Origin of the sequence: Pseudomonas putida, assembly GCF_001941965.1 — a bacterium.
Taxonomy (GTDB): Bacteria; Pseudomonadota; Gammaproteobacteria; order Pseudomonadales; family Pseudomonadaceae; genus Aquipseudomonas; species Aquipseudomonas putida_L.
In genome coordinates, this window is the sequence record NZ_MKZO01000036.1 from 327,200 (window position 1) to 353,410 (window position 26,211).

The 26,211-nt window shown below is 63.7% G+C and carries 22 protein-coding genes and 1 pseudogene; 6 read left to right on the plus strand and 17 right to left on the minus strand.

Features of this window, described 5'->3' with window-relative positions:
* Positions 1 to 143: 143 nt before the first annotated feature.
* The 10 genes from hutG to hutC form a co-directional block, all read right to left on the minus strand.
* Positions 144 to 944 (minus strand): N-formylglutamate deformylase, encoded by an 801-nt coding sequence (gene hutG, locus PSEMO_RS21005; protein ID WP_075804887.1) that lies wholly within the window; start codon positions 942 to 944, stop codon positions 144 to 146.
* Positions 945 to 953: 9 nt separating this feature from the next.
* Positions 954 to 2,159, minus strand: coding sequence for an imidazolonepropionase (gene hutI, locus PSEMO_RS21010; protein WP_075804888.1), 1,206 nt, complete (start codon positions 2,157 to 2,159; stop codon positions 954 to 956).
* Between the two features lie 14 nt (positions 2,160 to 2,173).
* Entirely contained in the window at positions 2,174 to 3,709 is a 1,536-nt protein-coding gene (hutH, locus tag PSEMO_RS21015; protein WP_075804889.1) for a histidine ammonia-lyase, read from the minus strand.
* Positions 3,710 to 3,730: 21 nt separating this feature from the next.
* Positions 3,731 to 5,254, minus strand: coding sequence for an HAL/PAL/TAL family ammonia-lyase (locus tag PSEMO_RS21020; protein WP_075804890.1), 1,524 nt, complete (start codon positions 5,252 to 5,254; stop codon positions 3,731 to 3,733).
* An 8-nt stretch (positions 5,255 to 5,262) separates the two neighbouring features.
* Positions 5,263 to 6,093, minus strand: coding sequence for a quaternary amine ABC transporter ATP-binding protein (locus PSEMO_RS21025; protein WP_075804891.1), 831 nt, complete (start codon positions 6,091 to 6,093; stop codon positions 5,263 to 5,265).
* Complete coding sequence (locus PSEMO_RS21030; protein WP_075804892.1) at positions 6,090 to 6,941, minus strand: ABC transporter permease; 852 nt, start codon at positions 6,939 to 6,941, stop codon at positions 6,090 to 6,092. The genes PSEMO_RS21025 and PSEMO_RS21030 overlap by 4 nt, the downstream gene beginning before the upstream one ends.
* A 31-nt stretch (positions 6,942 to 6,972) precedes the next feature.
* Positions 6,973 to 7,941, minus strand: coding sequence for an ABC transporter substrate-binding protein (locus tag PSEMO_RS21035; protein ID WP_075804893.1), 969 nt, complete (start codon positions 7,939 to 7,941; stop codon positions 6,973 to 6,975).
* 116 nt (positions 7,942 to 8,057) lie between these two features.
* On the minus strand, positions 8,058 to 9,737 hold the full coding sequence (hutU, locus tag PSEMO_RS21040) for a urocanate hydratase (RefSeq protein ID WP_075804894.1): 1,680 nt from the start codon (positions 9,735 to 9,737) through the stop codon (positions 8,058 to 8,060).
* A 322-nt stretch (positions 9,738 to 10,059) separates the two neighbouring features.
* The gene (locus PSEMO_RS21045; protein WP_075804895.1) at positions 10,060 to 10,638 is read right to left on the minus strand and encodes a HutD/Ves family protein; all 579 of its coding nucleotides are present in this window, start codon (positions 10,636 to 10,638) and stop codon (positions 10,060 to 10,062) included.
* Positions 10,635 to 11,345, minus strand: coding sequence for a histidine utilization repressor (gene hutC, locus PSEMO_RS21050; protein ID WP_178392032.1), 711 nt, complete (start codon positions 11,343 to 11,345; stop codon positions 10,635 to 10,637). The genes PSEMO_RS21045 and hutC overlap by 4 nt, the downstream gene beginning before the upstream one ends.
* A 143-nt stretch (positions 11,346 to 11,488) precedes the next feature.
* Between hutC and PSEMO_RS21055 the strand changes: the two genes are divergently transcribed.
* The gene (locus PSEMO_RS21055; RefSeq protein ID WP_075804897.1) at positions 11,489 to 12,853 is read left to right on the plus strand and encodes a formimidoylglutamate deiminase; all 1,365 of its coding nucleotides are present in this window, start codon (positions 11,489 to 11,491) and stop codon (positions 12,851 to 12,853) included.
* Positions 12,854 to 12,856: 3 nt separating this feature from the next.
* On the opposite strand, the gene PSEMO_RS21060 is transcribed toward PSEMO_RS21055, so the two are convergent.
* Both PSEMO_RS21060 and bamE read right to left on the minus strand, forming a co-directional pair.
* Positions 12,857 to 13,420, minus strand: coding sequence for a lipocalin family protein (locus tag PSEMO_RS21060; RefSeq protein WP_075804990.1), 564 nt, complete (start codon positions 13,418 to 13,420; stop codon positions 12,857 to 12,859).
* Positions 13,420 to 13,674 (minus strand): outer membrane protein assembly factor BamE domain-containing protein, encoded by a 255-nt coding sequence (gene bamE, locus PSEMO_RS21065; protein WP_075804898.1) that lies wholly within the window; start codon positions 13,672 to 13,674, stop codon positions 13,420 to 13,422. Before bamE ends, PSEMO_RS21060 begins: the two co-directional genes overlap by 1 nt.
* Before the next feature lie 359 nt (positions 13,675 to 14,033).
* Between bamE and PSEMO_RS34345 the strand changes: the two are divergent.
* Positions 14,034 to 14,936 (plus strand): annotated as a pseudogene (locus PSEMO_RS34345) (HAMP domain-containing protein); the annotation flags it as partial.
* A 129-nt stretch (positions 14,937 to 15,065) separates the two neighbouring features.
* Entirely contained in the window at positions 15,066 to 15,791 is a 726-nt protein-coding gene (locus PSEMO_RS34350; protein WP_372239131.1) for a methyl-accepting chemotaxis protein, read from the plus strand.
* 113 nt (positions 15,792 to 15,904) lie between these two features.
* On the opposite strand, the gene PSEMO_RS21075 is transcribed toward PSEMO_RS34350, so the two are convergent.
* From PSEMO_RS21075 to PSEMO_RS21085, 3 genes are all read right to left on the minus strand, one after another.
* A complete protein-coding gene (locus tag PSEMO_RS21075) occupies positions 15,905 to 16,501 on the minus strand; it encodes a DUF924 family protein (protein ID WP_075804900.1) in 597 nt (198 codons plus the stop codon).
* Positions 16,502 to 16,508: 7 nt separating this feature from the next.
* Positions 16,509 to 17,519 carry a class 1 fructose-bisphosphatase gene (locus PSEMO_RS21080; RefSeq protein WP_075804901.1) on the minus strand — a complete coding sequence of 337 codons (1,011 nt, stop codon included), beginning with the start codon at positions 17,517 to 17,519 and terminating at the stop codon, positions 16,509 to 16,511.
* 142 nt (positions 17,520 to 17,661) lie between these two features.
* Positions 17,662 to 20,112, minus strand: coding sequence for a glycogen/starch/alpha-glucan phosphorylase (locus tag PSEMO_RS21085; RefSeq protein ID WP_075804902.1), 2,451 nt, complete (start codon positions 20,110 to 20,112; stop codon positions 17,662 to 17,664).
* Positions 20,113 to 20,323: 211 nt separating this feature from the next.
* Here PSEMO_RS21085 and PSEMO_RS21090 point away from each other — a divergent pair, with 211 nt between their 5' ends.
* A complete protein-coding gene (locus PSEMO_RS21090; RefSeq protein WP_009396120.1) occupies positions 20,324 to 20,728 on the plus strand; it encodes a YkgJ family cysteine cluster protein in 405 nt (134 codons plus the stop codon).
* Between the two features lie 265 nt (positions 20,729 to 20,993).
* Here the strand turns inward: PSEMO_RS21090 and typA are convergent, their stop codons facing one another.
* Together typA and thiI are read right to left on the minus strand one after the other, a co-directional pair.
* On the minus strand, positions 20,994 to 22,817 hold the full coding sequence (gene typA, locus PSEMO_RS21095) for a translational GTPase TypA (protein ID WP_075804903.1): 1,824 nt from the start codon (positions 22,815 to 22,817) through the stop codon (positions 20,994 to 20,996).
* 115 nt (positions 22,818 to 22,932) lie between these two features.
* On the minus strand, positions 22,933 to 24,387 hold the full coding sequence (gene thiI / locus PSEMO_RS21100; RefSeq protein WP_075804904.1) for a tRNA uracil 4-sulfurtransferase ThiI: 1,455 nt from the start codon (positions 24,385 to 24,387) through the stop codon (positions 22,933 to 22,935).
* Between thiI and PSEMO_RS33080 the strand changes: the two genes are divergently transcribed.
* Positions 24,386 to 24,565 carry a hypothetical protein gene (locus PSEMO_RS33080; RefSeq protein WP_144443605.1) on the plus strand — a complete coding sequence of 60 codons (180 nt, stop codon included), beginning with the start codon at positions 24,386 to 24,388 and terminating at the stop codon, positions 24,563 to 24,565. The genes thiI and PSEMO_RS33080 overlap by 2 nt on opposite strands.
* 152 nt (positions 24,566 to 24,717) lie before the next feature.
* The gene (glnA, locus tag PSEMO_RS21105; protein WP_075804905.1) at positions 24,718 to 26,124 is read left to right on the plus strand and encodes a type I glutamate--ammonia ligase; all 1,407 of its coding nucleotides are present in this window, start codon (positions 24,718 to 24,720) and stop codon (positions 26,122 to 26,124) included.
* Positions 26,125 to 26,211 lie beyond the last annotated feature (87 nt).

A 26,211-nucleotide genomic window follows, 5' to 3' on the forward strand; every position in this document is an offset into this window, starting at 1 on the left:
GCGCTTTGAGCATGCCCCGTTGGGTCAAGTGTTCTTCAGGTAACCATGTGCTGCTCTCAGGGGCCTCATCGCTGGCAAGCCAGCTCCCACAGGGTTCGGCGGCGCCGCGGACACTGTGGGAGCTGGCGTTGCCAGCGATGGCGTCAGTCGTATCGCCGCTGAGCCCAGGCCAGAACCTCTTCGAGCAATCCCCGCAATACCACCTGCGTCGGCCCCGCCAGATCCTCCCGATAGGCAAACGGCTCCACCTCTTCCATATAAGTGCTCTGCGCCAGCTCCAGCTGCACCGCATGGATATCCCCGGCCGGATCGCCGTAATGCCGGGTGATATGCCCGCCCTTGAAGCGCCCGTTCAGCACATGGGTGTAGTCCGGCGCCCCGGCACACACCGCCTTCAACCGCTCGGCCAGTTCGGGGTCACAACTCGCCCCGTTGAACGTCCCCAGGTTGAAGTCCGGCAGTTTCCCGTCGAACAGATGCGGCACATGGGAGCGGATCGAATGCGCATCCCACAACAGCGCATAACCAAACTCCGCCTTCAACCGCGCCAGTTCGTTACGCAGGGTGTCGTGATACGGCCGCCAGATCGCCTCCAGATACCCTGCCCGCTCCGCCGCCGACGGCACCTTCCCTTCCTCGAACAACGGCTCGCCATCGAACAGCGTCGCCGGGAACAACCCGGTAGTCGCGCCGACATACAGCGGCTGGTCATCCTCGGGCCGGTTCAGGTCGATGACAAAGCGCGAATACTCCGCCGCCACCACACTGGCGCCCATCTCGCGGACGAAGTCGTAGAGCCGGGGGATATGCCAGTCGGTATCCGGCAGGCTGCGGGCCGCCGGCACCAGTCCGTCACGCACCGCCGGGGTCAACTTCAGACCGGCGTGCGGCATGCTGACCAGCAGCGGCAGCCTGCCCTGGTGAAAACTCAGAACCTTGTCCATCGTCATGCCTCAATCAGTCAGTTCGACGCCGTGGCGGACCACGCGCTTGTCCAGTTCACCACCGAGCCAGTACGCCAGGTCGGCCGGGCGCTCGATAGCCCAGGCCACGAAGTCGGCGACCTTGCCCGCTTCCAGCGAGCCATGGCTGTGCCCCAGCCCCAGCGCCGTGGCGGCATGGGTGGTCACCCCCGCCAGCGCCTCTTCCGGGGTCATGCGGAACAGGGTGCAGGCCATGTTCAGCATCAGCCGCAACGACAGCGCCGGCGAGGTGCCGGGGTTGAGGTCGCTGGCAATGGCGATCTTCACCCCGTGCTTGCGCAGGGCATCCATTGGCGGCAGCTGGGTTTCCCGCAGGTAATAGAAGGCACCGGGCAGCAGCACGGCGACGGTGCCGGCAGCGGCCATGGCGATGCAGTCATCCTCGGTCATGAACTCCAGGTGATCGGCAGACAACCCGTGATACCGCGCCGCCAGGCTCGACCCGGCCAGGGACGACAACTGCTCGGCATGCAGCTTGACCGGCAGGCCCAGCTCCCGTGCCTTGATGAACACCCGCTCGACCTGCGCCGGCGAGAACGCCAGGTACTCGCAGAATGCATCCACCGCGTCCACCAGCCCCTCGGCGGCCAGAGCCGGGAGCATCACCTCGCAGATATGGGTGATGTAGTCGTCGCTGCGGTCCTTGCACTCCGGCGGCAGCGCATGGGCCGCAAGACAAGTGGCGCGCACGGTCAGCGGCAGGCTCTCGCCAAGGCGGCGGGCGACCTTGAGCATCTTGCGTTCGTTTTCCAGATCCAGCCCGTAGCCGGACTTGATCTCCAGTGTGGTCACCCCATCGCGCATCAGCGCCCGTACCCGGCGCAGCGCGCTGGCGTACAGTTCGTCCTCGCTGGCGGCGCGGGTAGCGCGCACGGTGCTGGCGATACCGCCGCCCTGGGCGGCGATTTCGGCGTAGCTGACGCCCTGCAGGCGCTGTTCGAATTCGCCGCTGCGGTTACCGCCGAACACCGTGTGGGTGTGGCAGTCGATCAGCCCCGGCGTGACCCAGGCGCCGCCGAGGTCGACCCGCTGGCCGATATCCAGGTCCGGCAGCGAGCCACGCGGCCCGATCCAGTCGATATGCCCGTTGGACGTGACGATCGCCGCGTCCTCGATGATCGAGTAGCTGCCGTTGGCCATGCTCGCCACATGGCAGTGCTGCCAGAGGGTCTTCATCGTTTTCCCTCCATTCAGCCCAGGCTCGGCAGCACGCCGGCCGGCAGCAGGCCGGTCAGGCGACCTTCGGCCAGCAGTTCCACGGCGATCTCGATATCAGGAGCGAAGAAACGGTCCTTGTCGTAGTGCGGTACGCGGTCACGCAGGATCTTGCGCGCCTCTTCCAGCTTGGCCGAGCTCTTCAGCCCGGTACGCAGGTCCAGGCCCTGGCAGGCGCCGAGCCATTCGATGGCGAGGACGCCACGGGTGTTCTCGGCCATCTCCCACAGGCGCTTGCCGGCCGCCGGGGCCATGGACACGTGGTCTTCCTGGTTGGCCGAGGTCGGCAGGCTGTCGACGCTGTGCGGGTGCGACAGCGCCTTGTTCTCGCTGGCCAGGGCCGCGGCAGTGACCTGGGCGATCATGAAGCCGGAGTTGACCCCGCCGTTTTCCACCAGGAACGGCGGCAGCTGGGACATGTGCTTGTCCATCATCAGCGAGATGCGCCGTTCGCTCAGCGAGCCGATCTCGGCAATGGCCAGGGCCATGTTGTCGGCGGCCATGGCCACCGGCTCGGCGTGGAAGTTGCCTCCGGAGATCACATCGCCCTGCTCGGCGAACACCAGCGGGTTGTCGGAGACGGCGTTGGCCTCGATGGCCAGCACTTCGGCGGCCTGGCGCAGCTGGGTCAGGCAGGCGCCCATGACCTGCGGCTGGCAGCGCAGGGAGTACGGGTCCTGGACCTTGCCGCAATGTTCGTGGGAGGCGGACACCTCGGTGCCGTCGGTGAGCAGGTCGCGGTAGCAGGCTGCAGCATCGATCTGCCCGCGCTGGCCGCGGGCGGCATGAACGCGCGCATCGAACGGCGAACGCGAGCCCAGCACGGCTTCGACGGTCAGGCCACCACAGGCGATGGCGGCAGCGAACAGGTCCTCGGCTTCGAACAGCCCGCGCAGGGCATAGGCGGTCGAGGCCTGGGTGCCGTTGAGCAGCGCCAGCCCTTCCTTGGCCGCCAGGGTCAGCGGCTTCAGGCCGGCAACAGCCAGCGCATCCACCGCCGACAGCCACTCACCCTTGTGCCGGGCCTTGCCTTCACCGAGCAGCACCAGCGACATATGCGCCAGCGGCGCCAGGTCGCCGGACGCCCCGACCGAGCCTTTCAGCGGGATATGCGGGTAGACCTCGGCATTGACCAGGGCGATCAGCGCATCGATCACCACCCGGCGGATCCCGGAGAAACCCCGGCTCAGGCTGTTGATCTTCAGGACCATGATCAACCGCACCATGGCGTCGTCCAGCGGCGCGCCGATCCCGGCGGCATGGGACAGCACCAGCGAGCGCTGGAGGTTTTCCAGGTCGTGGCTGGCGATGCGGGTCGAGGCCAGCAGGCCGAAACCGGTGTTGATGCCGTAGGCGGTGCGGTCCTCGGCGAGGATCTGCTCGACGCAGGCAACGCTGGCATCGATCTGCGCCGCGGCGCTGGCCACCAGGCTCAGGCGTGCCGGGGTGTTATAGATGCCGCGCAGTTCGGCGAGGCTGACCTGGCCGGGAATCAGGTTGAAGACTTGCATGTTCAGGCTCCTTGTATGAGGTCAGAGCAGGGTCGGCAGCACGGACTGCGGGCCCTGCGGCTGTTTGAGCAATGCGGCCGCGCGGGCGATGTCCGGCGCCAGCCAGCGGTCCTGCTGGTAGGCCGGGACCTGTTCGCGCAGCAACTGCCAGGCGCGTTGGGTGCCGGCGCCAAAGCGCTGCTCCTTGAGAAATTCGAAGGCCTGGGCCGCCAGCAAATACTCGATGGCGAGGATCTGCGTGCAGTTTTCCAGGGCCTTGTGCAGCTTGAGCGCGGCACTGGTGCCGAGGCTCAGGTGGTCTTCCTGCAGGCCCGAGGTAACGAAGTTATCCACAACCGCCGGCTGCGCCAGCTGGCGGTTTTCGGCGCACAGCGAGGCGGCGACGTACTGGACGATCATCATTCCGGAGTTGACCCCCGGCTCGCTGACCAGGAACGCCGGCAGCCCGCTGACATGCGGGTTGACCAGGCGATCCAGGCGGCGCTCGGCAATCGAGCCGGTCTCGGCCACGGCGATCGCCAGCAGGTCGGCGGCCATGGCCACGGACTGGCCGTGGGGGTTGGCCTGGGACATCACCCGGAAGTTGTCCGGGGTGCCCAGCAGCAGCGGGTTGTCGGTGGCCGAGTTGAGTTCGGTCTCGATCTGTTGCGTCGCGTGGGCCAGCTGGTCCCGCGCCGCGCCGTGAACCTGGGGAATGGAACGGATGCTCAGGGCGTCCTGGGTGCGGATGCCCTTGCTGCTGGCGATCACTTCGCTGCCGTCGAGCAGGGCGCGCAGGTTGGCGCCGACCTGCTGCATGCCCGGGTGCGGCTTGAGGGCGATGATCTCGGCATCGAACGCAGCGATCTGCCCGCGCAACGCCTCGAAACTCATGGCCGAGACGATATCGGCCCAGTGCAGCAGGTGGGTGGCGTCAGCCAAAGCCAGGCAGCTCAGGCCGGTCATGCACGGCGTGCCGTTGACCAGGCACAGGCCGTCCTTCGCCCCCAGTACCGCCGGCGTCAGGCCTTCCTCGGCCAGCGCTTCGGCGGCCTCGACGATCCGCCCGCGATAACTGACCTTGCCCACGCCCAGCAGGCAGATGCCGACATGGGCCATGTGGGTCAGGTAACCCACCGAGCCCTGGGACGGCACCTGCGGGGTGATCCCGCGTTCCAGCAAGGCCAGGAGCATTTCCACCACCGGCCGCTGGATCCCTGACTTGCCGTGGCTGTAGTTGACGATGGCGGCGCAGATGATCGCCCGGGTCTGCTCGTCGGCCAGCACCGGCCCGACGCCGCAGGCGTGGCTGAGCAGGGTGTTGCTCGACAGCCGGCTCAGTTGCTCGCCTTCCAGGGCCACGTTGCACAAGGCGCCGAGGCCGGTGTTGACGCCATAGGCCCGCTCGCCACTGTCGACGATACGGCGGACGATGGCCTGGGCATTCTCGATCCGCGCCCAGGCGCTGTCGGCCAGGGTCAGGCGCGCACCGTGGCGGGCCACGGCGACGATGTCCTGCCAGCGCAGCGGGGCGTCGGCGATCACGACATTCTCGGGTTGCTGCATGACGGCCCTCATACGGTGGCGGCGCGGCGCTGGACGAAGCGGTCGACGTACTCGTCGGCCGGCGAATGGAGGATCTCCCGCGGCGTGCCGACCTGGATCAGGCGGCCGTCCTTGAGGATCGCGATGCGGTTGCCGATGCGCACGGCTTCATCGAGGTCATGGGTAATGAAGACGATGGTCTTGTTCAGGGTCTTCTGCAGTTCCAGCAACTGGTCCTGCATCTCGGCGCGGATCAGCGGGTCGAGGGCGCTGAAGGCTTCGTCCATCAGGATGATGTCGGTATCCGCCGCCAGGGCCCGGGCCAGGCCGACGCGCTGGCGCATGCCGCCGGACAGTTGATGCGGGTAGGACTTCTCGTAGCCTTTCAGGCCCACGGTGGTGATCCAGTGCTGGGCGCGCTCGGCGCACAGCTGCTTGCTCTCGCCACGCACCTTGAGGCCGTAGGCGACGTTCTCCAGCACGGTCTTGTGCGGCAGCAGGCCGAAGCTCTGGAACACCATGCTGATCTTGCGCCGGCGGAATTGGCGCAGGGCTTCCATGTCGTACTGCAGGATGTCCTCGCCATCCACCAGGATCGCCCCGCTGGTGGGGTCGATCAGGCGGTTGAAGTGGCGCACCAGGGTCGATTTGCCGGAGCCGGACAGGCCCATGATCACGAAGATCTCGCCGGCGCCAATGGACAGCGACAGGTCGTTGACCCCGACCACGCAGCCGGTCTTCGCCAGCACCTGCTCCTTGCTCTGGGCGTCGCGGATCAGTTGCAGCGCTTCTTCGTGCCGCTGGCCGAAGATCTTGAACACGTTCTTCACTTCGATCTTGTTCATCGCCGCCGTACTCATTTGCTCACCTCATGCCGCGCCCGGCCGTAGGCCTGGGTAATGCGGTCGATCACCACCGCGAGAATCACGATTGCCAGCCCGGCTTCCAGGCCGCGGCCGACGTTCAGGGTCTGGATGCCCACCAGCACGTCCTCGCCCAGGCCACGGGCGCCGATCATCGAGGCGATCACCACCATCGACAGGGCCATCATGGTGGTCTGGTTGATCCCGGCCATGATGCTCGGCAGGGCCAGCGGCAACTGCACGCCGAACAGTTGCTGCCAGCGGTTGGCGCCGAAGGCGTTGATCGCTTCCATGACCTCGCCGTCGACCTGGCGGATGCCCAGGTCGGTGAGGCGGATCAGCGGCGGCGCGGCGTAGATCACCGTGGCGAAGATCGCCGGCACCTTGCCCAGGCCGAACAGCATCAGCACCGGGATCAGGTACACGAAGCTGGGCATGGTCTGCATGATGTCGAGCAGCGGCATGAGGATCGAACGCAGACGGTTGCTGCGCGCGGACAGGATCCCCAGGGGGATGCCAATCAGTACCGAGATCAGCGTCGCCACCAGCATCAACGCCAGGGTCTGCATGAGTTTGTCCCACAGCCCCACGGCCCCTACCAGGAACAGCAGGCCGACGATCACCAGGGTCGGCAGCACGCGACGGGTGGCATGCCAGGCGATACCGGCGACGATCGCCAGCATCAGCCACCAGGGCGTGGCCCGCAGCAGGCCTTCGAGGTTGACGATGGCCCAGAGCAGGGTGTCGGAGATCTGCCGGAACACATCACCGTAGTTGGTCACCAGCGCATCGACCCAGCCGTTGACCCAGTCGGCGATGGAGAAGGTAAGTTTTTCGGGGAACATAGGACTCACTCATCAGGTGAAAAGGGGAACGTCAGAGCGCGGCGTCGATTTTCTTCGCGGCGTCTTCGCTGACCCATGCATGCCAGATTTCAGGATGTTCCTTGAGGAAGGCTTTCGCCAGTTTCGGCGACTCGATGCGTTCCTTGGTCATGCGGGCGAGGTTCTGGTTGAGCAGGTCGATGGGCAGGTTGACCTTTTCCAGCACCGCGACCAGTTCCGGGGCACCTTCGTGGAAGGCCTTGGACAGGCCGACCTTGATGCTCACGCTCTTGTCGACGCCGGGTTTTTCTTCCAGCTTGACCAGGTCGACCTGGCCCATCAGCGGGGTCGGGGTCCAGTAATAGAAGAGGATCGGCTCGCCGCGCTTGTAGCTCGACAGCACCGCAGCGTCCAGGGCCGGGCCGGTGCCCGGGCGGAAGTTGGTGTAGCTGCCTTCCAGGCCGTAGTCCTTGAGCATCTCGCTGTTGTCCAGCTCGCAGGTCCAGCCGGCCGGGCAGTTGTAGAAGCGGCCCTTGGACGGCTCTTCCGGGTCCTTGAACACCGCCGAGTACTGACCGAGATCGGCAATGGCCTTGAGGTTCGGCGCTTTTGCTTCCAGCTTGCGCTTGGCATCGCCTTCGATCACGTAGCGCGGCACGTACCAGCCTTCGATCGCGCCCACCACCGGGGCACCGACGCCGACCACCTTGCCGGCCGCCTCGGCCTTCTTCCACACCTCGCTGCGGCCCACCCACTCTTCGGCGAAGACCTGGATGTCATTGGTGCCCAGGGCGTTTTCCATGGTGATGGAGTTGCCCGGCAGGCTGTCGGTCTCGCAGCCGTAGCCATTCTTCAGGACGAATTGCATGACGTCGGTCAGCAGCATGCCGCTTTCCCAGTTCAGCCCGGCGAACTTCACCGGTTTGCCGGATTCGCACCAGCCGGCGGCCTGGCTCGTTCCGGACAGGCTCAACAGGCCAAGGGCACACAGCGACGCAAGCAGGGTCTTGTTGGTTTTCATTGCATGACGCTCCCAAACAGGAAAGTGGATATCGGCAGTTCAGAGGCCTTCCGGTCGTCCCTTCCATGAAACGCCGCGTTGGCAGGGGCCGGGTTCGACGGCCCCCGCCCTGCGGATCAGCCGGTAATCATCGGCAGGTTCAGGCCCTGCTCTTTGGCACACTCGATAGCAATGTCATAACCGGCATCGGCGTGACGCATCACACCGGTACCCGGGTCGTTGGTCAGCACGCGGGCGATACGCTCGGCCGCTTCATCGGTCCCGTCGCAGACGATGACCATGCCCGAGTGCTGGGAGAAGCCCATGCCCACGCCACCACCGTGGTGCAGCGAAACCCAGGTGGCACCGCTGGCGGTGTTCAGCAGGGCGTTGAGCAGCGGCCAGTCGGACACGGCATCGGAACCGTCCTTCATCGCTTCCGTTTCACGGTTCGGGCTGGACACCGAGCCGGAGTCCAGGTGGTCGCGACCGATAACGATAGGCGCAGACAGCTCGCCGCGACGGACCATTTCGTTGAACGCCAGGCCCAGCTTGGCGCGCTGGCCCAGGCCAACCCAGCAGATCCGCGCCGGCAGGCCCTGGAAGCTGATGCGCTCGCGGGCCATGTCCAGCCAGTTGTGCAGGTGGGCGTCGTCGGGGATCAGTTCCTTGACCTTGGCGTCGGTCTTGTAGATGTCCTCGGCATTGCCGGACAGCGCGGCCCAGCGGAACGGGCCGATGCCGCGGCAGAACAGCGGACGGATATAGGCCGGGACGAAGCCGGGGAAGTCGAAGGCATTGGCGACGCCCTCTTCCTTGGCCATCTGGCGGATGTTGTTGCCGTAGTCGAAGGTCGGGATGCCCTGCTTCTGGAAATCGAGCATGGCCTGGACGTGCACGGCCATGGATTGCTTGGCGGCTTTCACCACGGCAGCTGGCTCGGTCTTGGCGCGGTCGCGGTATTGCTCCCAGGTCCAGCCGGCCGGCAGGTAGCCGTTGAGCGGGTCGTGGGCGCTGGTCTGGTCGGTGACCATGTCCGGGCGTACGCCGCGCTTGATCAGTTCCGGGAGGATTTCCGCAGCGTTGCCCAGCAGGGCGATGGAAATGGCCTTGCCTTCGGCGGTGTACCGGGCAATGCGCGCCAGGGCGTCGTCGAGGTCCTTGGCTTGCTCGTCGACGTAGCGGCTGGCCAGGCGGAAGTCGATGCGGCTCTGCTGGCATTCGATGTTCAGCGAGCAAGCGCCGGCCAGGGTCGCGGCCAGTGGCTGGGCGCCGCCCATGCCGCCGAGGCCGGCGGTCAGCACCCATTTGCCCTTGAGGTCGCCGTTGTAGTGCTGGCGGCCAGCCTCGACGAAGGTTTCGTAGGTGCCCTGGACGATGCCCTGGCTACCGATATAGATCCAGCTGCCGGCGGTCATCTGGCCGTACATGGCCAGGCCCTTGGCATCCAGTTCGTTGAAGTGTTCCCAGTTGGCCCAGTGCGGCACCAGGTTGGAGTTGGCGATCAGGACGCGGGGGGCGTTGGCGTGGGTCTTGAACACGCCGACCGGCTTGCCGGACTGCACCAGCAGGGTCTCGTCGTCATTCAGGTGGGTCAGGCTCTCGACGATCTTGTCGTAGCAAGCCCAGTTGCGCGCCGCACGGCCGATACCGCCGTACACCACCAGTTCCTTCGGGTTCTCCGCCACTTCCGGGTCGAGGTTGTTCATCAGCATCCGCAGCGGCGCTTCGGTCAGCCAGCTCTTGGCGGTCAGCTTGGTGCCGCGCGGGGCGCGGATTTCGACATCACGGAATTTGTTCAGGTTGTTGTCAGTCACGAAAAGGGCTCCTCGAGCGATCTATCCAATCCCAACCCAGGCAGTGGGCCAGCGGTGAAAACCGGTTTGCGAACAGCGCTGAGGGGACGGCCTATCCACTCATACGCACACATCTTTACTTGTACATACAAGCATATGCAATTGAATTGCCAATCCCGGGAAACGCTTCATGAAAAAACTCCGCACAGGGCTACAGCCCTTGTGGAACAAGGCCGGGAAATCTTGCAGGGGGCGTGGGAAAAAGCGGGAGGGTGGTGCGAGGACCAAGGCGGCATTGCGCCACCTTGGGGCATTCGGTAACAAAATGTGCGCAGGCGGTGCGTTACTCGGAAACAGCGATCAGCTCGATCAGGCAACAGCGACCGGTGATATCCAGCGCGCGCAATTGCGTGTTGTCCTTGAGGTAGAGGCAGTCGTACAGGCCGAGGTTTTGCTCGGGCTCGCCGCTGATACCGATCTGTAGCGAAGCCTGGGCGCTAAAAAACAGAACGGTGCTGGCGGAGGTGAAGACCCGGCTGTAACCGCTGAACCACTGCAACCGTGCGCGGTAGCGCTGCGGTGCATAGATCAGGTTGAAATCACGGATCGCCCCGCCCAGCAGGCGGCAACTGACCTGGCTTTCGCCGCTGAAGACATAAGCATCGAACGGCAGCAGCACGCGGCTGGCTTCGCCATCGACCTCCAGCACCATGCCGTCGCCCTGCAGCACGCTGATGATCCGCTGGTAGCCGGCGAAGCTGGAGAAGTCGCCCGACTCAGCGATATCGGCGATCGACAGGCGCCAGCCGAAACCGTCCAGACCCTGGCCGGCGTCGCGGGTGATCTCTTCGGTGCTACCGCCGCCGTTCTTCCACGGCATGCGCGGGTAATCGGTGGCGCGTAACAGGGTCAACTCGGTCATTTGCTGAAGCGTCCTTCGAGGCGATGGCGGGAACCGGGGTGGATCAGGCGTGCGGCGGTGACCGGCTGACGGCCCGACCAGGTGCGCCGGCGGATCAGCAGGCACGGCTCGCTGTGTTCGATCTGCAACAGGCTGCATTCATAGGCATCGGCGAGGATCGCCTCGACCACATGCTCGCCCTCGGTCAGCGGCGCGACCTGGGACAGATAGGCATAGGGCGTCTGCCGGGTGAAGTCCTGCTTGAGGTAGTCCGGGGCGATCTGCGCGTTGACGTAGCGGTCCTCGATCTGCACCGGGATACCGTTCTCGTAGTGCACGATCAGCGAATGAAACACCCGCCCGCCCTCGCGCATGTCCAGGGCCAGAGCACGCTCGGAGCCGGCGGCCTCCTCAGCCAGGGTCACCACCTTGCAGCTGTGCTGGTGGCCGCGGGCGGAGATTTCGTCGGCGATGTTATGCACGTCGAACAGCGCGGAATGAGTCTTGGGTTCCGCCACGAAGGTACCGACGCCCTGCATGCGCACCAGCAGCCCTTCGGCGGTGAGTTCGCGCAGGGCACGGTTGATGGTCATGCGGCTGAAGCCCAGTTCGGCGACCAGTTCGCTTTCCGAGGGCACCCGGTGGTGCGGCGGCCAGGTGCCGCTCTCGATCTGCTGGACGATCATCTGCTTGACCCGGGCATACAGCGGCGCCGGCCCCTCGCCCATCTGGGCAACCAGCGTGGAGACAGGAGGTTTCGGCACTGGAAAAGTCCTTGTTCTATTGAATGAACGGTAGCTTGCCGGAGTTTACCGGGCAGGCAAACGTCTGTATATGTATATACAAATAACCAGAACGAGGTGCCGTGTCGATGTCCGTGTACTTTGCCGAACGTGCTTTGTTGCCCAGCGGCTGGGCGGAACAGGTCCGCATCGAGGTCGGCGCGGACGGCGTATTGACGTCGATTCAGGCCGGCGCTTCGTCGGACGGCGCGCAAAAGCTCGCCGGCCCGCTGCTGCCGGGCATGCCCAACCTGCACTCCCACGCTTTCCAGCGGGCCATGGCCGGGCTGGCGGAAGTGGCGGGCAACCCGAACGACAGCTTCTGGACCTGGCGCGAGCTGATGTACCGGCTGGTGGGCAAGATCAGCCCGGAGCAGCTCGAAGTCATCGCCCGCCAGCTGTATATCGAGATGCTCAAGGCGGGCTACACCTCGGTCGCCGAATTCCATTACGTGCACCACGACACCCAGGGCCAGGCGTATGCCGACCCGGTGGAGCTGTCGCGGCGGATCAGTGCGGCGGCGGCACACAGTGGCATCGGCCTGACCTTGCTGCCGGTGCTCTATACCCATTCCGGCTTTGGCGGGCAGGCACCGAATGACGGGCAGCGGCGCTTTATCAACAGCACCGAACAGTATCTGGATCTGCAATCACGCCTGAAACCGCTGCTGGCCGCGCAACCGGCGCAGGCCCTGGGGCTGTGTTTCCACTCGCTGCGCGCGGTGACGCCGGAGCAGATCGCCACCGTCCTGGCCGCCAGCGACAAGGCCTGTCCGGTGCATATCCATATCGCCGAGCAGCAGAAGGAAGTCGACGACTGCCTGGCCTGGAGCGGCCGGCGGCCTTTGCAATGGCTGTACGAGAATGTCGAGGTGGATGAACGCTGGTGCCTGGTGCATGCGACCCATGCTGAAGCGGATGAAGTGACGGCGATGGCCCGGAGCCGGGCGATTGCCGGGTTGTGCCTGACCACCGAGGCGAACCTCGGGGACGGGATCTTCCCGGCGGTGGATTTCCTCGCCCAGGGTGGGCGCATGGGGATTGGCTCGGACAGTCATGTGTCGTTGAGCGTGGTGGAAGAACTGCGCTGGCTGGAATACGGCCAGCGGCTGCGGGATCAGCGGCGTAATCGGCTGTATGGGGCTAGTCAGCCGATGGTTGGGCGGACGCTGTTCGATGCGGCGCTGGATGGCGGGGCCCAGGCGCTGGGGCAGCCGGTGGGGGAACTGGCGGTCGGCAAGCGGGCGGACTGGATCGTGCTGGATGGGCGGGATCCGTACCTGGCCATGGCGGATGGCGACAGTATCCTGAACCGCTGGCTGTTTGCCGGTGGGGATCGGCAGGTTCGGGATGTGATGGTGAACGGGGTTTGGGTGGTGCAGCAGGGGCGGCATGCTGCTGAAGAGGACAGCGCCGAGGCGTTTGGCCGGGTGCTGAAGGAATTGCTGGGTTGAACTTCAGGGCTTGCGCGCGATATCCCGGTCCGAAACCCGCCACACCAAGCGGGTCGTGTCATACCCCTGCTGCCGCGCCTTGGCCAGCAGGCTCTCCCGCTCCACCGCCGGCAAGGTCGGCGTGCGCGACAGCAACCACAGGTACTTGCGGTCCGGATTCCCCACCAGCGCCGTCTGGTAGTCGCTGCTCACATACAACACCCAGTAATTGCCCTTCGGCGCGCCCGGCAGCTTCATGAACCAGTTGTCGAACTGCACCCACAGCTTGTCGGTCTTGCCCGGCTCCTGCGGCGTGGCACTGCCGCTCGCCTCCTGCCATTTGCCCTCCAGGGTCAGACAACGGTTGAGCACCCCGACACTGCCATCGGCCCGCAGGTTGTAATGCGCCTCGGACTGCGCGCAATCACGCTGGAAGAACATCGGCAGCCGGGCCAGCTCGTACCACTTGCCCTGGTAACGCTTGAAATCGACGTGATCCACCGTCTTCGGCGGCAGCGGCCCGACCTCCGGCGTGGCGCAACCCGCCAGCGCCAGGGCGGCACAGCCTGCCAGCAGAACGCGACGCATCATTTCAGGCCCTGCCCCGCGTACATCAACACTTTGTCACCTGCGTACTGGACACTGATAAAGGTCTTCTCATCCCCCCAGGTACAGCTGGACACGCCAAGGGCGCCGGAACATTCGGTCGGGCTCCCCAGGAGCGCCTCGACTTCCGCCTTGGTCATACCGGTCTTGAGCTTGGAATAGTTCTCCTGGTTGAGCTTGCTGCAGGCAGCCAGCAACACGCACAGGGACAAGAGGGCGAGGGAACGCACGGACATGAAGGAAACTCCTGGGAATGAAGGTGACAGGGCCAGACCACTGCCGACAGCTTAGAAGGGAAAAACTCACTCCGGTTCCCGAAGGCCCGCGCTTTCAGTCCACAGCTGGCATTCGCCTTTGGTCGACTGCCGGCGGAACCGATTAATCTTTTTCGTGCGACGGACGACACAGGGGGCGCGACGGCGGATTGCCGCGCCCTCTCCGTAGATTGCGTGACCTCGAAATGACCAAAAACCTGAAGTTCAGCCACAAGATCCTGCTGGCCGCCGCCCTCGTGGTGGTGGTCGCCTTTACCTGCTTCGTCTTCTTCAACGACTATCGCCAGCGTCAGTCCCTGCGGGTCAGCACCGAAGCTTCGATGCAGGAGCTGGGCAGCCTGACCGCGGGCAATATCCGCACCTGGCTGGACAGCCGCATCCAGATCCTCGATTCCTTCGCCCAGCAGGTCGCCGTCGACGGCCCCGGCAAGGACGCTCTCGGCCGCAGCCTGGCGCTGCCGGTGTACAACGCCAACTTCGCCCTGACCTACTTCGGCGGCAAGGACGGCGCCATGCAGTCGGTGCCCGCCGGCAACCGCGCCGCCGACTACGACCCGCGGGTACGCGGCTGGTACAAGAGCGCCAGCGCCGCCAACCAGACCGTGGTCACCGAACCCTATATCTCCGCCTCCATGGGCAAGCTGGTGGTGACCATCGCCACCCCGGTGCAACAGGCCGGCCAACTGATCGGCGTAGCCGGCGCGGACATGGCCCTGGACACCATCAGCGCGATCATCAACTCGCTGAACTTCGATGGCCACGGCCACGCGTTCATCGTCAACGGCGAAGGCAAGATCCTCATCCACCCGAATGGCGAACTGGCCCTGAAAACCCTGGCCGACGCTTATCCACAGGGCGCCCCGGTGATCGGCAAGGGCCTGAAGGAAGTCGAGATCGACGGGCGCAGGCAGTTCATCAACTTCAGCCATGTCGACGGCATCCCGTCGGCGGACTGGTATGTGGCGCTGGTGCTGGACCAGGACGCCGCCTTCTCCATGCTCGCCGAACTGCGCAGCTCCGCCGTGGTGGCGACCATCGCCGCCGTGCTGATCATCATCGCCCTCCTCGGCCTGCTGATCCGCGTGCTGATGGAGCCGCTGCACGTCATGGGCCGGGCCATGCACGATATCGCCGAGGGCAAGGGCGACCTGACCCGGCGCCTGGCCATCCACGCCCACGATGAATTCGGCACCCTGGGCCAGTCGTTCAACCGTTTCGTCGAGCGGATCCACGAGTCGATCCGCGAAGTGTCGTCGGCCACCGGCCAGGTCAACGAGGTTGCCCTGCGGGTGGTGAGCGCCTCGAATGCCTCGATCCACAACGCCGACCAGCAGGCCAACCGCACCAGCAGCGTGGCCGCCGCGATCAACGAACTCGGCGCCGCCGCCCAGGAAATCGCCCAGAACGCCGCCCTCGCCTCGCAGCATTCCAGCGATGCGCGCAATCTCGCGGAAGACGGCCAGCAAGTGGTCAACCAGACCATCGAGGTGATGAACCAACTGTCAGCGAAGATCAGCGATTCCTGCGGCAACATCGAGACGCTGAATGCCAACACGGTGAATATCGGGCAGATCCTCGAAGTGATCGCCGGAATCTCCCAGCAGACCAACCTGCTGGCGCTCAATGCGGCGATCGAAGCGGCGCGGGCTGGCGAAGCCGGGCGTGGCTTTGCGGTGGTGGCGGACGAGGTGCGCAACCTGGCCCACCGCACCCAGGACTCGGCGCAGCAGGTGCAGCGGATCATCGAGGAATTGCAGTCGGGTGCGCAGGTAGCGGTCAGTACCATGACCGAGAGCCAGCATCAGAGTCAGCACAGCGTCGGCATCGCCAACCAGGCGGGCCAGCGGCTGGGCAGCGTGACCCAGCGCATCGGCGAGATCGACGGGATGAACCAGTCGGTGGCGACGGCGACCGAGGAACAGACCGCGGTGGTGGAATCGATCAATGTCGATATCACCGAGATCAATACCCTGAACCAGGAAGGGGTGGAGAACCTGCAGGCAACATTGCGGGCCTGCAATGACCTGGAGAACCAGGTGGAGCGGCTGAAGCATCTGGTAGGCAGCTTCAGGATTTGATGTGAACTTCAGGGCCCCATCGCTGGCAAGCCAGCTCCCACAGGTCCGGCGGTGCACGCGGTCACTGTGGGAGCTGGCTTGCCAGCGATGAGGCCCTCAAGAACAGCAGAGATTCAGAAGCGCGAGCCAGGCTCCAGCAGGAAGTCCATCTCTTCCCCCGTACTAGGCCGCCCCAGCACCAGGTTCCGGTGCGGGAACCGCCCAAACCGCGCAATCACCCGCTGATGCTGCTCGGCATAGTCAAGGAACCCCTCGAACAACCGCCGATCCGCCGCCGGCTGCGCCGCCAGCAAGCTCTGGTAGCGCTCGACACAGGTGTTCTGCCAGTCCAGCACTTCGGCATGCTCCAGCACCAGCAGGATGAACACCCGCTGCAGCGGCAGCAGCTGGTAATCCCAGGCCCGGTCCAGGCCCTGCATCACCAGTACCTGCGCACGCCGGTCACCTTCGAAGGCACGCGGCGTGTCGCGATAGATCATCCGCGGCAACTGGTCCAGCAACAGCACCAGACCCAGCCAGCCCTGCGGGCTTTCCAGCCACTCCTCAAGACCGCCAGCCAACGCCTGCTCGACCAGCGGCCCGAAGCGCTCGTGCGCCTCGGCATCATGCTGCTTGCCGAACCACAGCGTGCTCTTCTCGTCAGCGACGTCCTGCGGGCTGGTGCCCCATCCGAACCACCATTCCAACAACGGCTGCCAAGGTGCGAGCATGGCCTGGTTACTCCTGGTGATAACCGGTGACGCGCTGGACTTCCTCTTTCGAACCGAGGAAGACCGCGACGCGCTGGTGCAGGCTGTCCGGCTGGATGTCGAGGATGCGCTGCTTGCCGTCGGTGGAAGCACCACCGGCCTGCTCGATGATGAAGGACATCGGGTTGGCCTCGTACATCAGGCGCAGTTTGCCCGGCTTGGACGGCTCGCGCGCGTCACGCGGGTACATGAACAGACCACCACGGGTCAGGATGCGATGCACGTCGGCCACCATCGAGGCGATCCAGCGCATGTTGTAGTTCTTCTTCAGCGGGCCGGTCTCGCCTGCCAGCAGCTCGCCAACGTAGCGGGTCACAGGCGCTTCCCAGTGACGCTGGTTGGACATGTTGATGGCGAATTCGGCGGTGGTTTCCGGAACCTTGATGTTCTCGTGGGTCAGGACGAAGCTGCCCAGCTCGCGGTCCAGGGTGAAGCCCTTGACGCCGTTGCCCAGGGTCAGGATCAGCATGGTCTGCGGACCATAGATGGCGTAGCCGGCAGCGACCTGCTGGGTGCCTGGCTGGAGGAAGGCCTTTTCGTTCAGGCTTTCGTTCTGGCTCAGGTATTCGTTAGGGCAGCGCAGTACCGAGAAGATGGTGCCGACCGAAACGTTGACGTCGATGTTCGACGAGCCGTCCAGCGGGTCGAAGACCAGCAGGTAGGCGCCTTTCGGGTATTTGCCCGGGATCTGGTAGGCGTTGTCCATCTCTTCGGACGCCATGCCGGCCAGGTGACCGCCCCATTCGTTGGCTTCGAGAAGGATGTCGTTGGAAATCACGTCCAGTTTCTTCTGGACTTCGCCCTGCACGTTTTCAGTGCCCATGCTGCCCAGAACACCGCCGAGGGCGCCCTTGGACACGTTGTGGCTGATTTCCTTGCATGCGCGCGCCACCACTTCGATCAGGAAGCGCAGATCGGCAGGGGTGCTGTTGCTACGGGTCTGCTCAATCAGATAGCGACTCAGGGTAACGCGGGACATGTATGGCTCCGAAGGAATGAGGGATCAGGAAACCCGCGCAGTTTACAGGGAGAGGCCTGCGCGGGCGAGCATCAGGACACGCTTGCCCGATCAGACGGCGAAAAGCCCGTTGGGTTCACGCCGTTCGCCGGGTCAAGCACGGTCATTCCAGGGCGGTCCAGATTTCCCGAGCGTATTCGCCAATGGTCCGGTCCGAGGAGAACCAGCCCATCCGTGCGGTGTTGAGCACCGCCGAACGCCACCAGCGGTTGGGCTCGTGCCACAGTTCGTCGACCCGGCGCTGGGCCTCCCAGTAGGCGTCGAAGTCAGCGCAGAGCAGGAAGCGGTCGTAGGACACCAGCGAGTCCACCAGGCCGACATAGCGCGCCGGATCGTCCGGCGAGAACACCCCGCCGCGGATCGCCTGGAGCACGTCGTTGAGCCGGTGCGAGGAGCCAACGATGGAGCTGGCGTTGAAATCGCCATTGCGCTTGCGGCTTTCCACCTGCTGGGCCGTCAGGCCGAAGATGAACATATGGTCGGCGCCGACCTGCTCGCACATCTCCACGTTGGCGCCGTCGAGGGTGCCGATGGTCAGCGCGCCATTGAGGCCGAACTTCATGTTGCTGGTGCCCGAAGCCTCGTAGCCGGCAGTGGAGATCTGCTCCGACAGGTCCGCCGCCGGGATGATGCTTTCCGCCAGGCTGACGTTGTAGTTGGGCAGGAACACCACCTTGAGCAGGCCGCGCACGGTCGGGTCGTTGTTGACCACCTGGGCGATGTCGTTGGCCAGCTTGATGATCAGCTTGGCCTGGTGATAGCTGGCCGCCGCCTTGCCGGCGAAGATCTTCACCCGAGGTACCCAGTCGGTGCCCGGCTCGGCACGGATCGCCTGGTACAGGGCGACTGTGTGCATCAGGTTGAGCAACTGGCGCTTGTATTCGTGGATCCGTTTGACCTGAACGTCGAACATCGCTTCCGGATTGACGGTGATGCCCAGGCGTTCCTGGATGATGCTTGCCAGGGCGCGCTTGCTGTGCAGGCGCTGCTCGGCGAATTTCTTGCGGAAAGCGGCCTTTTCGGCGAAGGGCTCCAGGCCGCGCAGCTTGGTTTCCGGGCTGTCCAGGAGGTCTTCGCCGAGGGCGTCCACCAGCATGGCGGTGAGTTGCGGGTTGGACTGGTACAGCCAGCGGCGGAAGGTGATGCCGTTGGTCTTGTTGTTGATCCGCTCGGGGTAGAGCTTGTGCAGTTCGGAGAACACCGTGCTGCGCATCAGCTTGGTGTGCAGCGCCGACACACCGTTGACGCTGTGGGAGCCGAGGAACGCCAGGTTGCCCATGCGCACGCGGCGGCCGTTGTCTTCCTCGATCAGGGAGACGGCGCGCAGCACGTCGAAGTCATGGATGCCTTTGGCCCGCAGCGAATCGATATGGTAGGCGTTGATCAGGTAGATGATCTGCATGTGCCGCGGCAGCATGCGCTCCATCAGGTTCACCGCCCAGGTTTCCAGGGCTTCCGGCAGCAGGGTGTGGTTGGTGTAGGCCAGGGTGTCGACGGTGATTTTCCAGGCCGTGTCCCACGGCACTTCGTGCTGGTCGACCAGCAGGCGCATCAGCTCGGCCACGGCAATCGACGGGTGGGTGTCGTTGAGCTGGATGGCCGCCTGCTCGGACAGGTTGAGCAGGGTGTCGTGCATGTTCAGGTGTCGGCGCAGCAGGTCCTGCAGCGAGGCCGAAACGAAGAAGTATTCCTGGCGCAGGCGCAGCTCCTGGCCGGCCTCGGTGCTGTCGGCCGGGTACAGGACCCGGGAAATGCTTTCGGCCCGGGCCACTTCGGCCACGGCGCCAAGGTGGTCGCCGGCGTTGAAGCGTTCCAGGTGCAACTCTTCCAGCGCCCTCGCCCGCCACAGGCGCAGGGTATTCACGCTGGCGCCGCGCCAGCCCACCACCGGGGTGTCATAGGCCACCGCCCGCACGGTTTCCGCCGGCCACCAGACCTGGCGCGGCTCGCCGCTGCCGGTGTGCACGGTCTCGACGCGGCCGCCAAAGCTGATCGGGTAGATCACCTCGGCGCGCTCGAACTCCCAGGGGTTGCCGAAATCCAGCCAGTTCTCGGTCTGCTCCTGCTGCCAGCCGTCCACCACCGCCTGGCGGAACAGGCCGTGTTCGTAGCGGATGCCATAGCCGTGGGCGGCGATGCCGAGGGTCGACATGGATTCCATGAAGCACGCCGCCAGCCGGCCAAGGCCGCCGTTGCCCAGCGCCGCATCCGGTTCCAGCAGGCGGATGCGTTCCAGGTCGACATCCAGCCCTTGCAGGGCTTCGCGGGCCACTTCGAGCATGCCGAGGTTGCTCAGGCTGTCGTAGAGCAGCCGGCCGATGAGGAATTCGAGGGAGAGGTAATAGACCCGCTTCTGACTGCTGCGGTAGATCTGCCGCGTGTGGTCCATCCAGTGATCGACCATATGGTCCCTGGCGGCCAGGGCGATGGCTTCGAACCAGTCATGGTCGAAGGCGTGTTCCGGGTCCTTGCCGACCGCATAGGTCAGTTTTTCCAGTACAGCGGTGCGAAACGCGGCCACCTCTGCGTCACGAGCGTTCGAATCCTGAGACATGCGGGGTCCTCGAGCGGGTTTGACGATTGCCGATGGTGATCAGACAGACTAGACGGTTCGACACAGAGCGTCGGCGTGGGTTCGCCGGGGCTTTTTCCTGGTCGCTGCAAAACTGGGACCGACTGCCAGGGATTTCGCAAATGGTTGTTCACATTTTGATCAACTCCGGTATGATCGCGCGCCTTCCTAATACCTATATGCCTGACCCCTGATGAAACCGACCCTGATTGCCGCCGCCGAGCTTGACCGTCTCGAGACGTGGCAGAAATACGCCAGCCATATGTGCGGCGGCTGCATGTCCACCTGCTGCACCTTGCCGGTGGAAGTGAAGTTGAAAGACCTGATCCGTATTGGCGTGGTGGATGAGTTCGAAGTGGGCGAACCGCCGAAGAATATCGCCAAGCGGTTGCAGAAGGATGGCATCGTCGAGCGCTTCAACCAGAAGTCCGGGATCTTCACCCTGACCCGGATGAGCAACGATGACTGCCTCTATCTGGACCGCAAGACCCGCCTGTGCACCATTTACGACAAGCGCCCGGACACCTGCCGCAACCACCCGCGGGTCGGGCCGCGGCCGGGGTATTGTGCTTACAAGCCGAAGCCGGCTAGCCGCTAAAAGATCAGCTCAGCCCCCTGTAGGAGCTGGCTTGCCTGCGATGGACCGCGCAGCGGTCCCAAAACCATCCAGCACGAGCTCCTGAACAGACAGTGATCGAAATTCAGCGCCTGTTCGATCCTGTTCATCCAGAGGCTCTGAATTGGCAGGATTTGGGACCGCTATGCGGTCCATCGCAGGCAAGCCAGCTCCTACAGGTACCGCGACAGCAGGCAAAAAAAAGCCCCCGGCCTTTCGACCGGGGGGTTTTCATTTCAAGCCGGGCTTAGTTGGCCTTGGCTTTCTTGGCAGCGCGGGTACGCTCGCCTTCGTCGAGGATCTTCTTGCGCAGACGGATCGACTTAGGCGTCACTTCGCACAGCTCGTCGTCCTGGATGAATTCCAGGGCCTGTTCCAGGGTGAAACGAACTGGCGGAACCAGGGCGATGGTCTCGTCCTTGCCCGAAGCACGCATGTTGTCGAGCTTCTTGCCTTTGGTTGGGTTCACACCCAGGTCGTTGTCACGGCTGTTCAGACCAACGATCTGACCGTTGTAGATTTCCTGGCCGTGCTCGACGAACAGCTTGCCGCGCGCCTGCAGGGTTTCCAGGGAGTAGGTCAGGGCCTTGCCGGTCTCGACCGAAACCAGTACGCCGTTCAGGCGGCCGGACATGTGGCCGGACTTCATGGTGTCGTAGCGGTCGAAGATCGAGGTCAGGATGCCTGCACCGTTGGTCAGGGTCAGGAACTGGTTACGGAAACCGATCAGACCACGGGCTGGAATGTTGTACTCCAGACGTACACGACCCTTGCCATCCGGCGCCATGTTAGTCAGGTCGCCCTTACGCAGACCCATTTCTTCCATGACCTTGCCCTGGGATTCTTCAGGGATGTCGATGGTGACGTTTTCGAACGGTTCGTGCTTGGCACCGTTGACTTCGCGGATGATCACTTCAGGACGGCCTACAGCCATCTCGAAGCCTTCGCGACGCATGGTTTCGATCAGAACCGACAGATGCAGCTCACCACGGCCGGAAACCTTGAACTTGTCAGCCGAGTCGCCTTCTTCAACGCGCAGTGCAACGTTGTACAGCAGTTCCTTGTCCAGACGCTCCTTGATGTTACGGGAGGTCACGAACTTGCCTTCTTTACCGCAGAACGGCGAGTCGTTCACCTGGAAGGTCATGGAAACGGTCGGCTCGTCGACGGTCAGCGGCTTCATCGCTTCCACTGCGTCCGGGGAGCACAGGGTGTCGGAGATGAACAGCTCGTCGAAACCGCTGATGCAGACGATGTCGCCAGCCTGGGCTTCTTCGACGTCGATGCGGTGCAGGCCGTGGTGACCCATCAGCTTCAGGATACGACCGTTGCGGCGCTTGCCGTCGGTGTCGATGGCGACGACCGGGGTGTTCGGCTTGACGCGGCCACGGGCGATACGGCCAACGCCGATAACACCGAGGAAGCTGTTGTAGTCCAGAGCGGAGATCTGCATCTGGAACGGACCTTCACGGTCAACGGCAGGCGCGGGTACGTTGTCGACGATCGACTGGTACAGCGGGGTCATGTCTTCGGCCATTTCGGTGTGGTCCAGACCGGCGATGCCGTTCAGGGCCGAGGCGTAGACGACTTTGAAGTCCAGCTGTTCGTCGGTGGCACCGAGGTTGTCGAACAGGTCGAAGATCTGGTCCAGAACCCAGTCAGGACGCGCGCCCGGACGGTCGACCTTGTTGATCACGACGATCGGCTTCAGACCGGCTTCGAAGGCCTTCTTGGTCACGAAACGGGTTTGCGGCATAGGGCCGTCTTGAGCGTCGACCAGCAGCAGCACGGAGTCGACCATCGACATTACGCGCTCTACTTCACCACCGAAGTCGGCGTGGCCGGGGGTGTCGACGATGTTGATGTGGTAGCCATTCCAGTTGATGGCGGTGTTTTTCGCCAGAATGGTAATACCGCGCTCTTTTTCCTGGTCGTTGGAGTCCATGACGCGCTCGTCGTTGAGCTCGTTACGCTCCAGGGTGCCGGACTGGCGCAGGAGTTTGTCGACCAGGGTGGTTTTACCATGGTCAACGTGGGCGATGATGGCGATGTTGCGCAGATTCTCAATCACTGTGTGTATCTCGATCTCAGGTATTCGGTGCCGCCGCCAGGGCAGCGGGTTTCAGTAAACGGAGCAGGAAATCCGGTCGGGAGGACGATGGCGGGAACGATCGCCATCGTGCTTCCTAGGCGGGGCGATAAACGCGCACATTGGCGTGTCCCTCACTGAGCAGGTGATGAGCATGCAGGCGGCTCATGACACCTTTATCGCAATAGAGCAAATACTGACGATTGCCATCCAGGTGCTTGAAGCGGCTGTTCAGTGCATAGAACGGCACGGCCTGGACTTCGATGCCGTCGAGCAGCAGAGGTTCGTCTTCCTGGGCATCCGGGTGACGGATGTCGATGACGATCTGGCCCGGCAGGGCCTCGGCCAGTTCTTCGACCTGGATGTCCTGGCCCAGTTCGTCGATCACGTGGTCGATGGAAATATAGCGGGCGCGCTCCAGGGCGCGCTCCAGCACTTCCATGTCGAACTGCTTTTCTTCGTGGTCGACGCGGTGGCGCTTGGCGCAGGTGGTCGGGTTCACCGAGATCACGCCGCAGTATTCAGGCATGTGCTTGGCGAACTCGGCGGTGCCGATTTCGTTGGCCTGGTCGATGATGTCCTGCTTGTGGCTGGCCAGCAGCGGACGCAGTACCAGTTTCTCGGTGGCCGAGTCGATCACCGCGAGGTTCGGCAGGGTCTGGCTGGAGACCTGGGAAATCGCCTCGCCGGTGACCAGCGCATCGATTTCCAGACGGTCGGCAACCCGGGTCGCGGCGCGCAGCATCATGCGCTTGAGGGTCACGCCCATATAACTGTTGTCGACCTTGCCGAGGATCTCGCCGACCACTTCCTCGAACGGCACGCTGACGAACAGCACGCGCTGGCTGCTGCCGTACTTCTTCCACAGGTAGTGGGCGACTTCCATCACGCCCAGCTCGTGGGCACGGCCGCCAAGGTTGAAGAAGCAGAAGTGGGTCATCAGGCCGCGACGCATCATCTGGAAGGCGGCGACGGTGGAGTCGAAACCGCCGGACATCAGTACCAGGGTCTGCTCCAGCGCGCCCAGCGGGTAGCCGCCGATGCCCTTGTGCTGGTTGTGGATCACGTAGAGGCGCTTGTCGCGCACTTCGATACGCACTTCCACTTCCGGGTTGCGCAGGTCGATGCCGGCGGCGCCGCACTGCTGGCGCAGCTGGCTGCCGACGTAGCGGTCGACGTCCATCGAGGTGAAGTCGTGGTGGCCGCCGCGCTTGCAGCGCACGGCGAAGCGCTTGCCGGCCAGCAGGTGGCCGAAGTGGGTCTTGCACTTGGCGACGATATCGTCGAAATCACCCAGCGGGTATTCGTCGACCTGCAGGAAGTGCGCGATCCCCGGCATGCAGGTCAGGCGCTCGGTCATCTCGCGCAATACTTTCTCGTCCTCGATGCGGGTGACCACTTCGAGGTTGTCCCAGACGCCATCGACCTTGACCTCGGGGTCGAGCTCACGCAGCACGGCGCGGATGTTGCGGCCGAGCTGACGGATGAACCGCTTGCGGACCGGGCGGCTCTTGATGGTGATTTCTGGAAAGACTTTGACGATCAGTTTCATGGAAAACAGCGCGCGAGCGGCCAGCCGAAAAAGGGGGGCGCGGATTATAGCGGAAATTGCTCAAGGTTTGACCAACTTTTGTCCCAATGCTTTCTCGTGCATCAAGTTGGTGCATTTAGGCGATCTTGCGCACTCAAAGGGCGCAGAAAAAATCGACATTTCCTACAGAAAAGGCTGAAACGCGAGAAAACGGGGCATAAATCCCGTTTTCGGGCACTGGCATGCAATTTGCTCCCTTGTGAGGCAGGTTGCCTTGGTCGAGTATTCCGGCCCGGCATCACCCAAATTCAAGGGCTGCACAGGCAAGCTCTACCCCACCCGGAGGACACCATGTCGAAGTCGGTTCAACTCATCAAAGATCATGACGTTAAATGGATTGATCTGCGCTTCACTGACACCCGCGGCACTCAGCACCACGTCACCATGCCAGCCCGTGACGCGCTGGAAGACGACTTCTTCGAAGTCGGCAAGATGTTCGACGGTTCCTCCATCGCTGGCTGGAAAGGCATCGAAGCCTCCGACATGATCCTGATGCCGGTCGACGACACCGCCGTCCTGGACCCGTTCACCGAAGAGCCGACCCTGATCCTGGTCTGCGACATCATCGAACCTTCCAGCATGCAAGGCTACGATCGCGACCCACGTGCGATCGCCAAGCGCGCCGAAGAGTACCTGAAGAGCACCGCCATCGGTGACACCGTCTTCGCCGGTCCGGAGCCAGAGTTCTTCATCTTCGACGAAGTGAAGTTCAAGTCCGACATCTCCGGCTCGATGTTCAAGATCTTCTCCGAGCAAGGCTCCTGGATGTCCGACCAGGACGTCGAAGGCGGCAACAAAGGCCACCGTCCAGGCGTCAAGGGCGGCTACTTCCCGGTTCCGCCGTTCGACCACGACCACGAAATCCGTACCGCCATGTGCAACGCACTGGAAGAGATGGGTCAGACCGTCGAAGTTCACCACCACGAAGTGGCGACTGCCGGCCAGAACGAAATCGGCGTCAAGTTCAACACCCTGGTGAAGAAGGCTGACGAAGTTCAGACCCTGAAATACGTCGTGCACAACGTTGCCGATGCCTACGGCCGCACCGCGACCTTCATGCCGAAGCCTCTGTACGGCGACAACGGTTCGGGCATGCACGTGCACATGTCGATCTGGAAAGAAGGCAAGAACACCTTCTCCGGCGAAGGCTATGCCGGCCTGTCCGACACCGCCCTGTACTTCATCGGCGGCATCATCAAGCACGGTAAGGCCCTGAACGGCTTCACCAACCCGTCGACCAACTCCTACAAGCGTCTGGTCCCAGGCTTCGAAGCTCCGGTCATGCTGGCCTACTCGGCTCGCAACCGTTCCGCCTCGATCCGCATTCCTTACGTCGGCAGCCCGAAAGCCCGCCGTATCGAAGCCCGCTTCCCGGATCCGGCTGCCAACCCGTACCTGGCCTTCGCTGCACTGCTGATGGCCGGCCTGGACGGTATCCAGAACAAGATCCACCCAGGCGATGCAGCGGACAAGAACCTGTACGACCTGCCACCAGAAGAAGCCAAGGAAATCCCGCAAGTCTGCGGCAGCCTGAAAGAGGCCCTGGAAGAACTGGACAAAGGCCGTGCGTTCCTGACCAAGGGCGGCGTGTTCTCCGACGACTTCATCGATGCCTACATCGCGCTGAAATCCGAAGAAGAAATCAAGGTCCGCACCTTCGTACACCCACTGGAATACGAGCTGTACTACAGCTGCTAATTCTCCGCTGGGGAGCTGCAAGCTATAAGCTTCAAGCCACAAGAAAAGCAGACCACGCTGTTCCTGCTTTTCTCTTATGACTTGCAG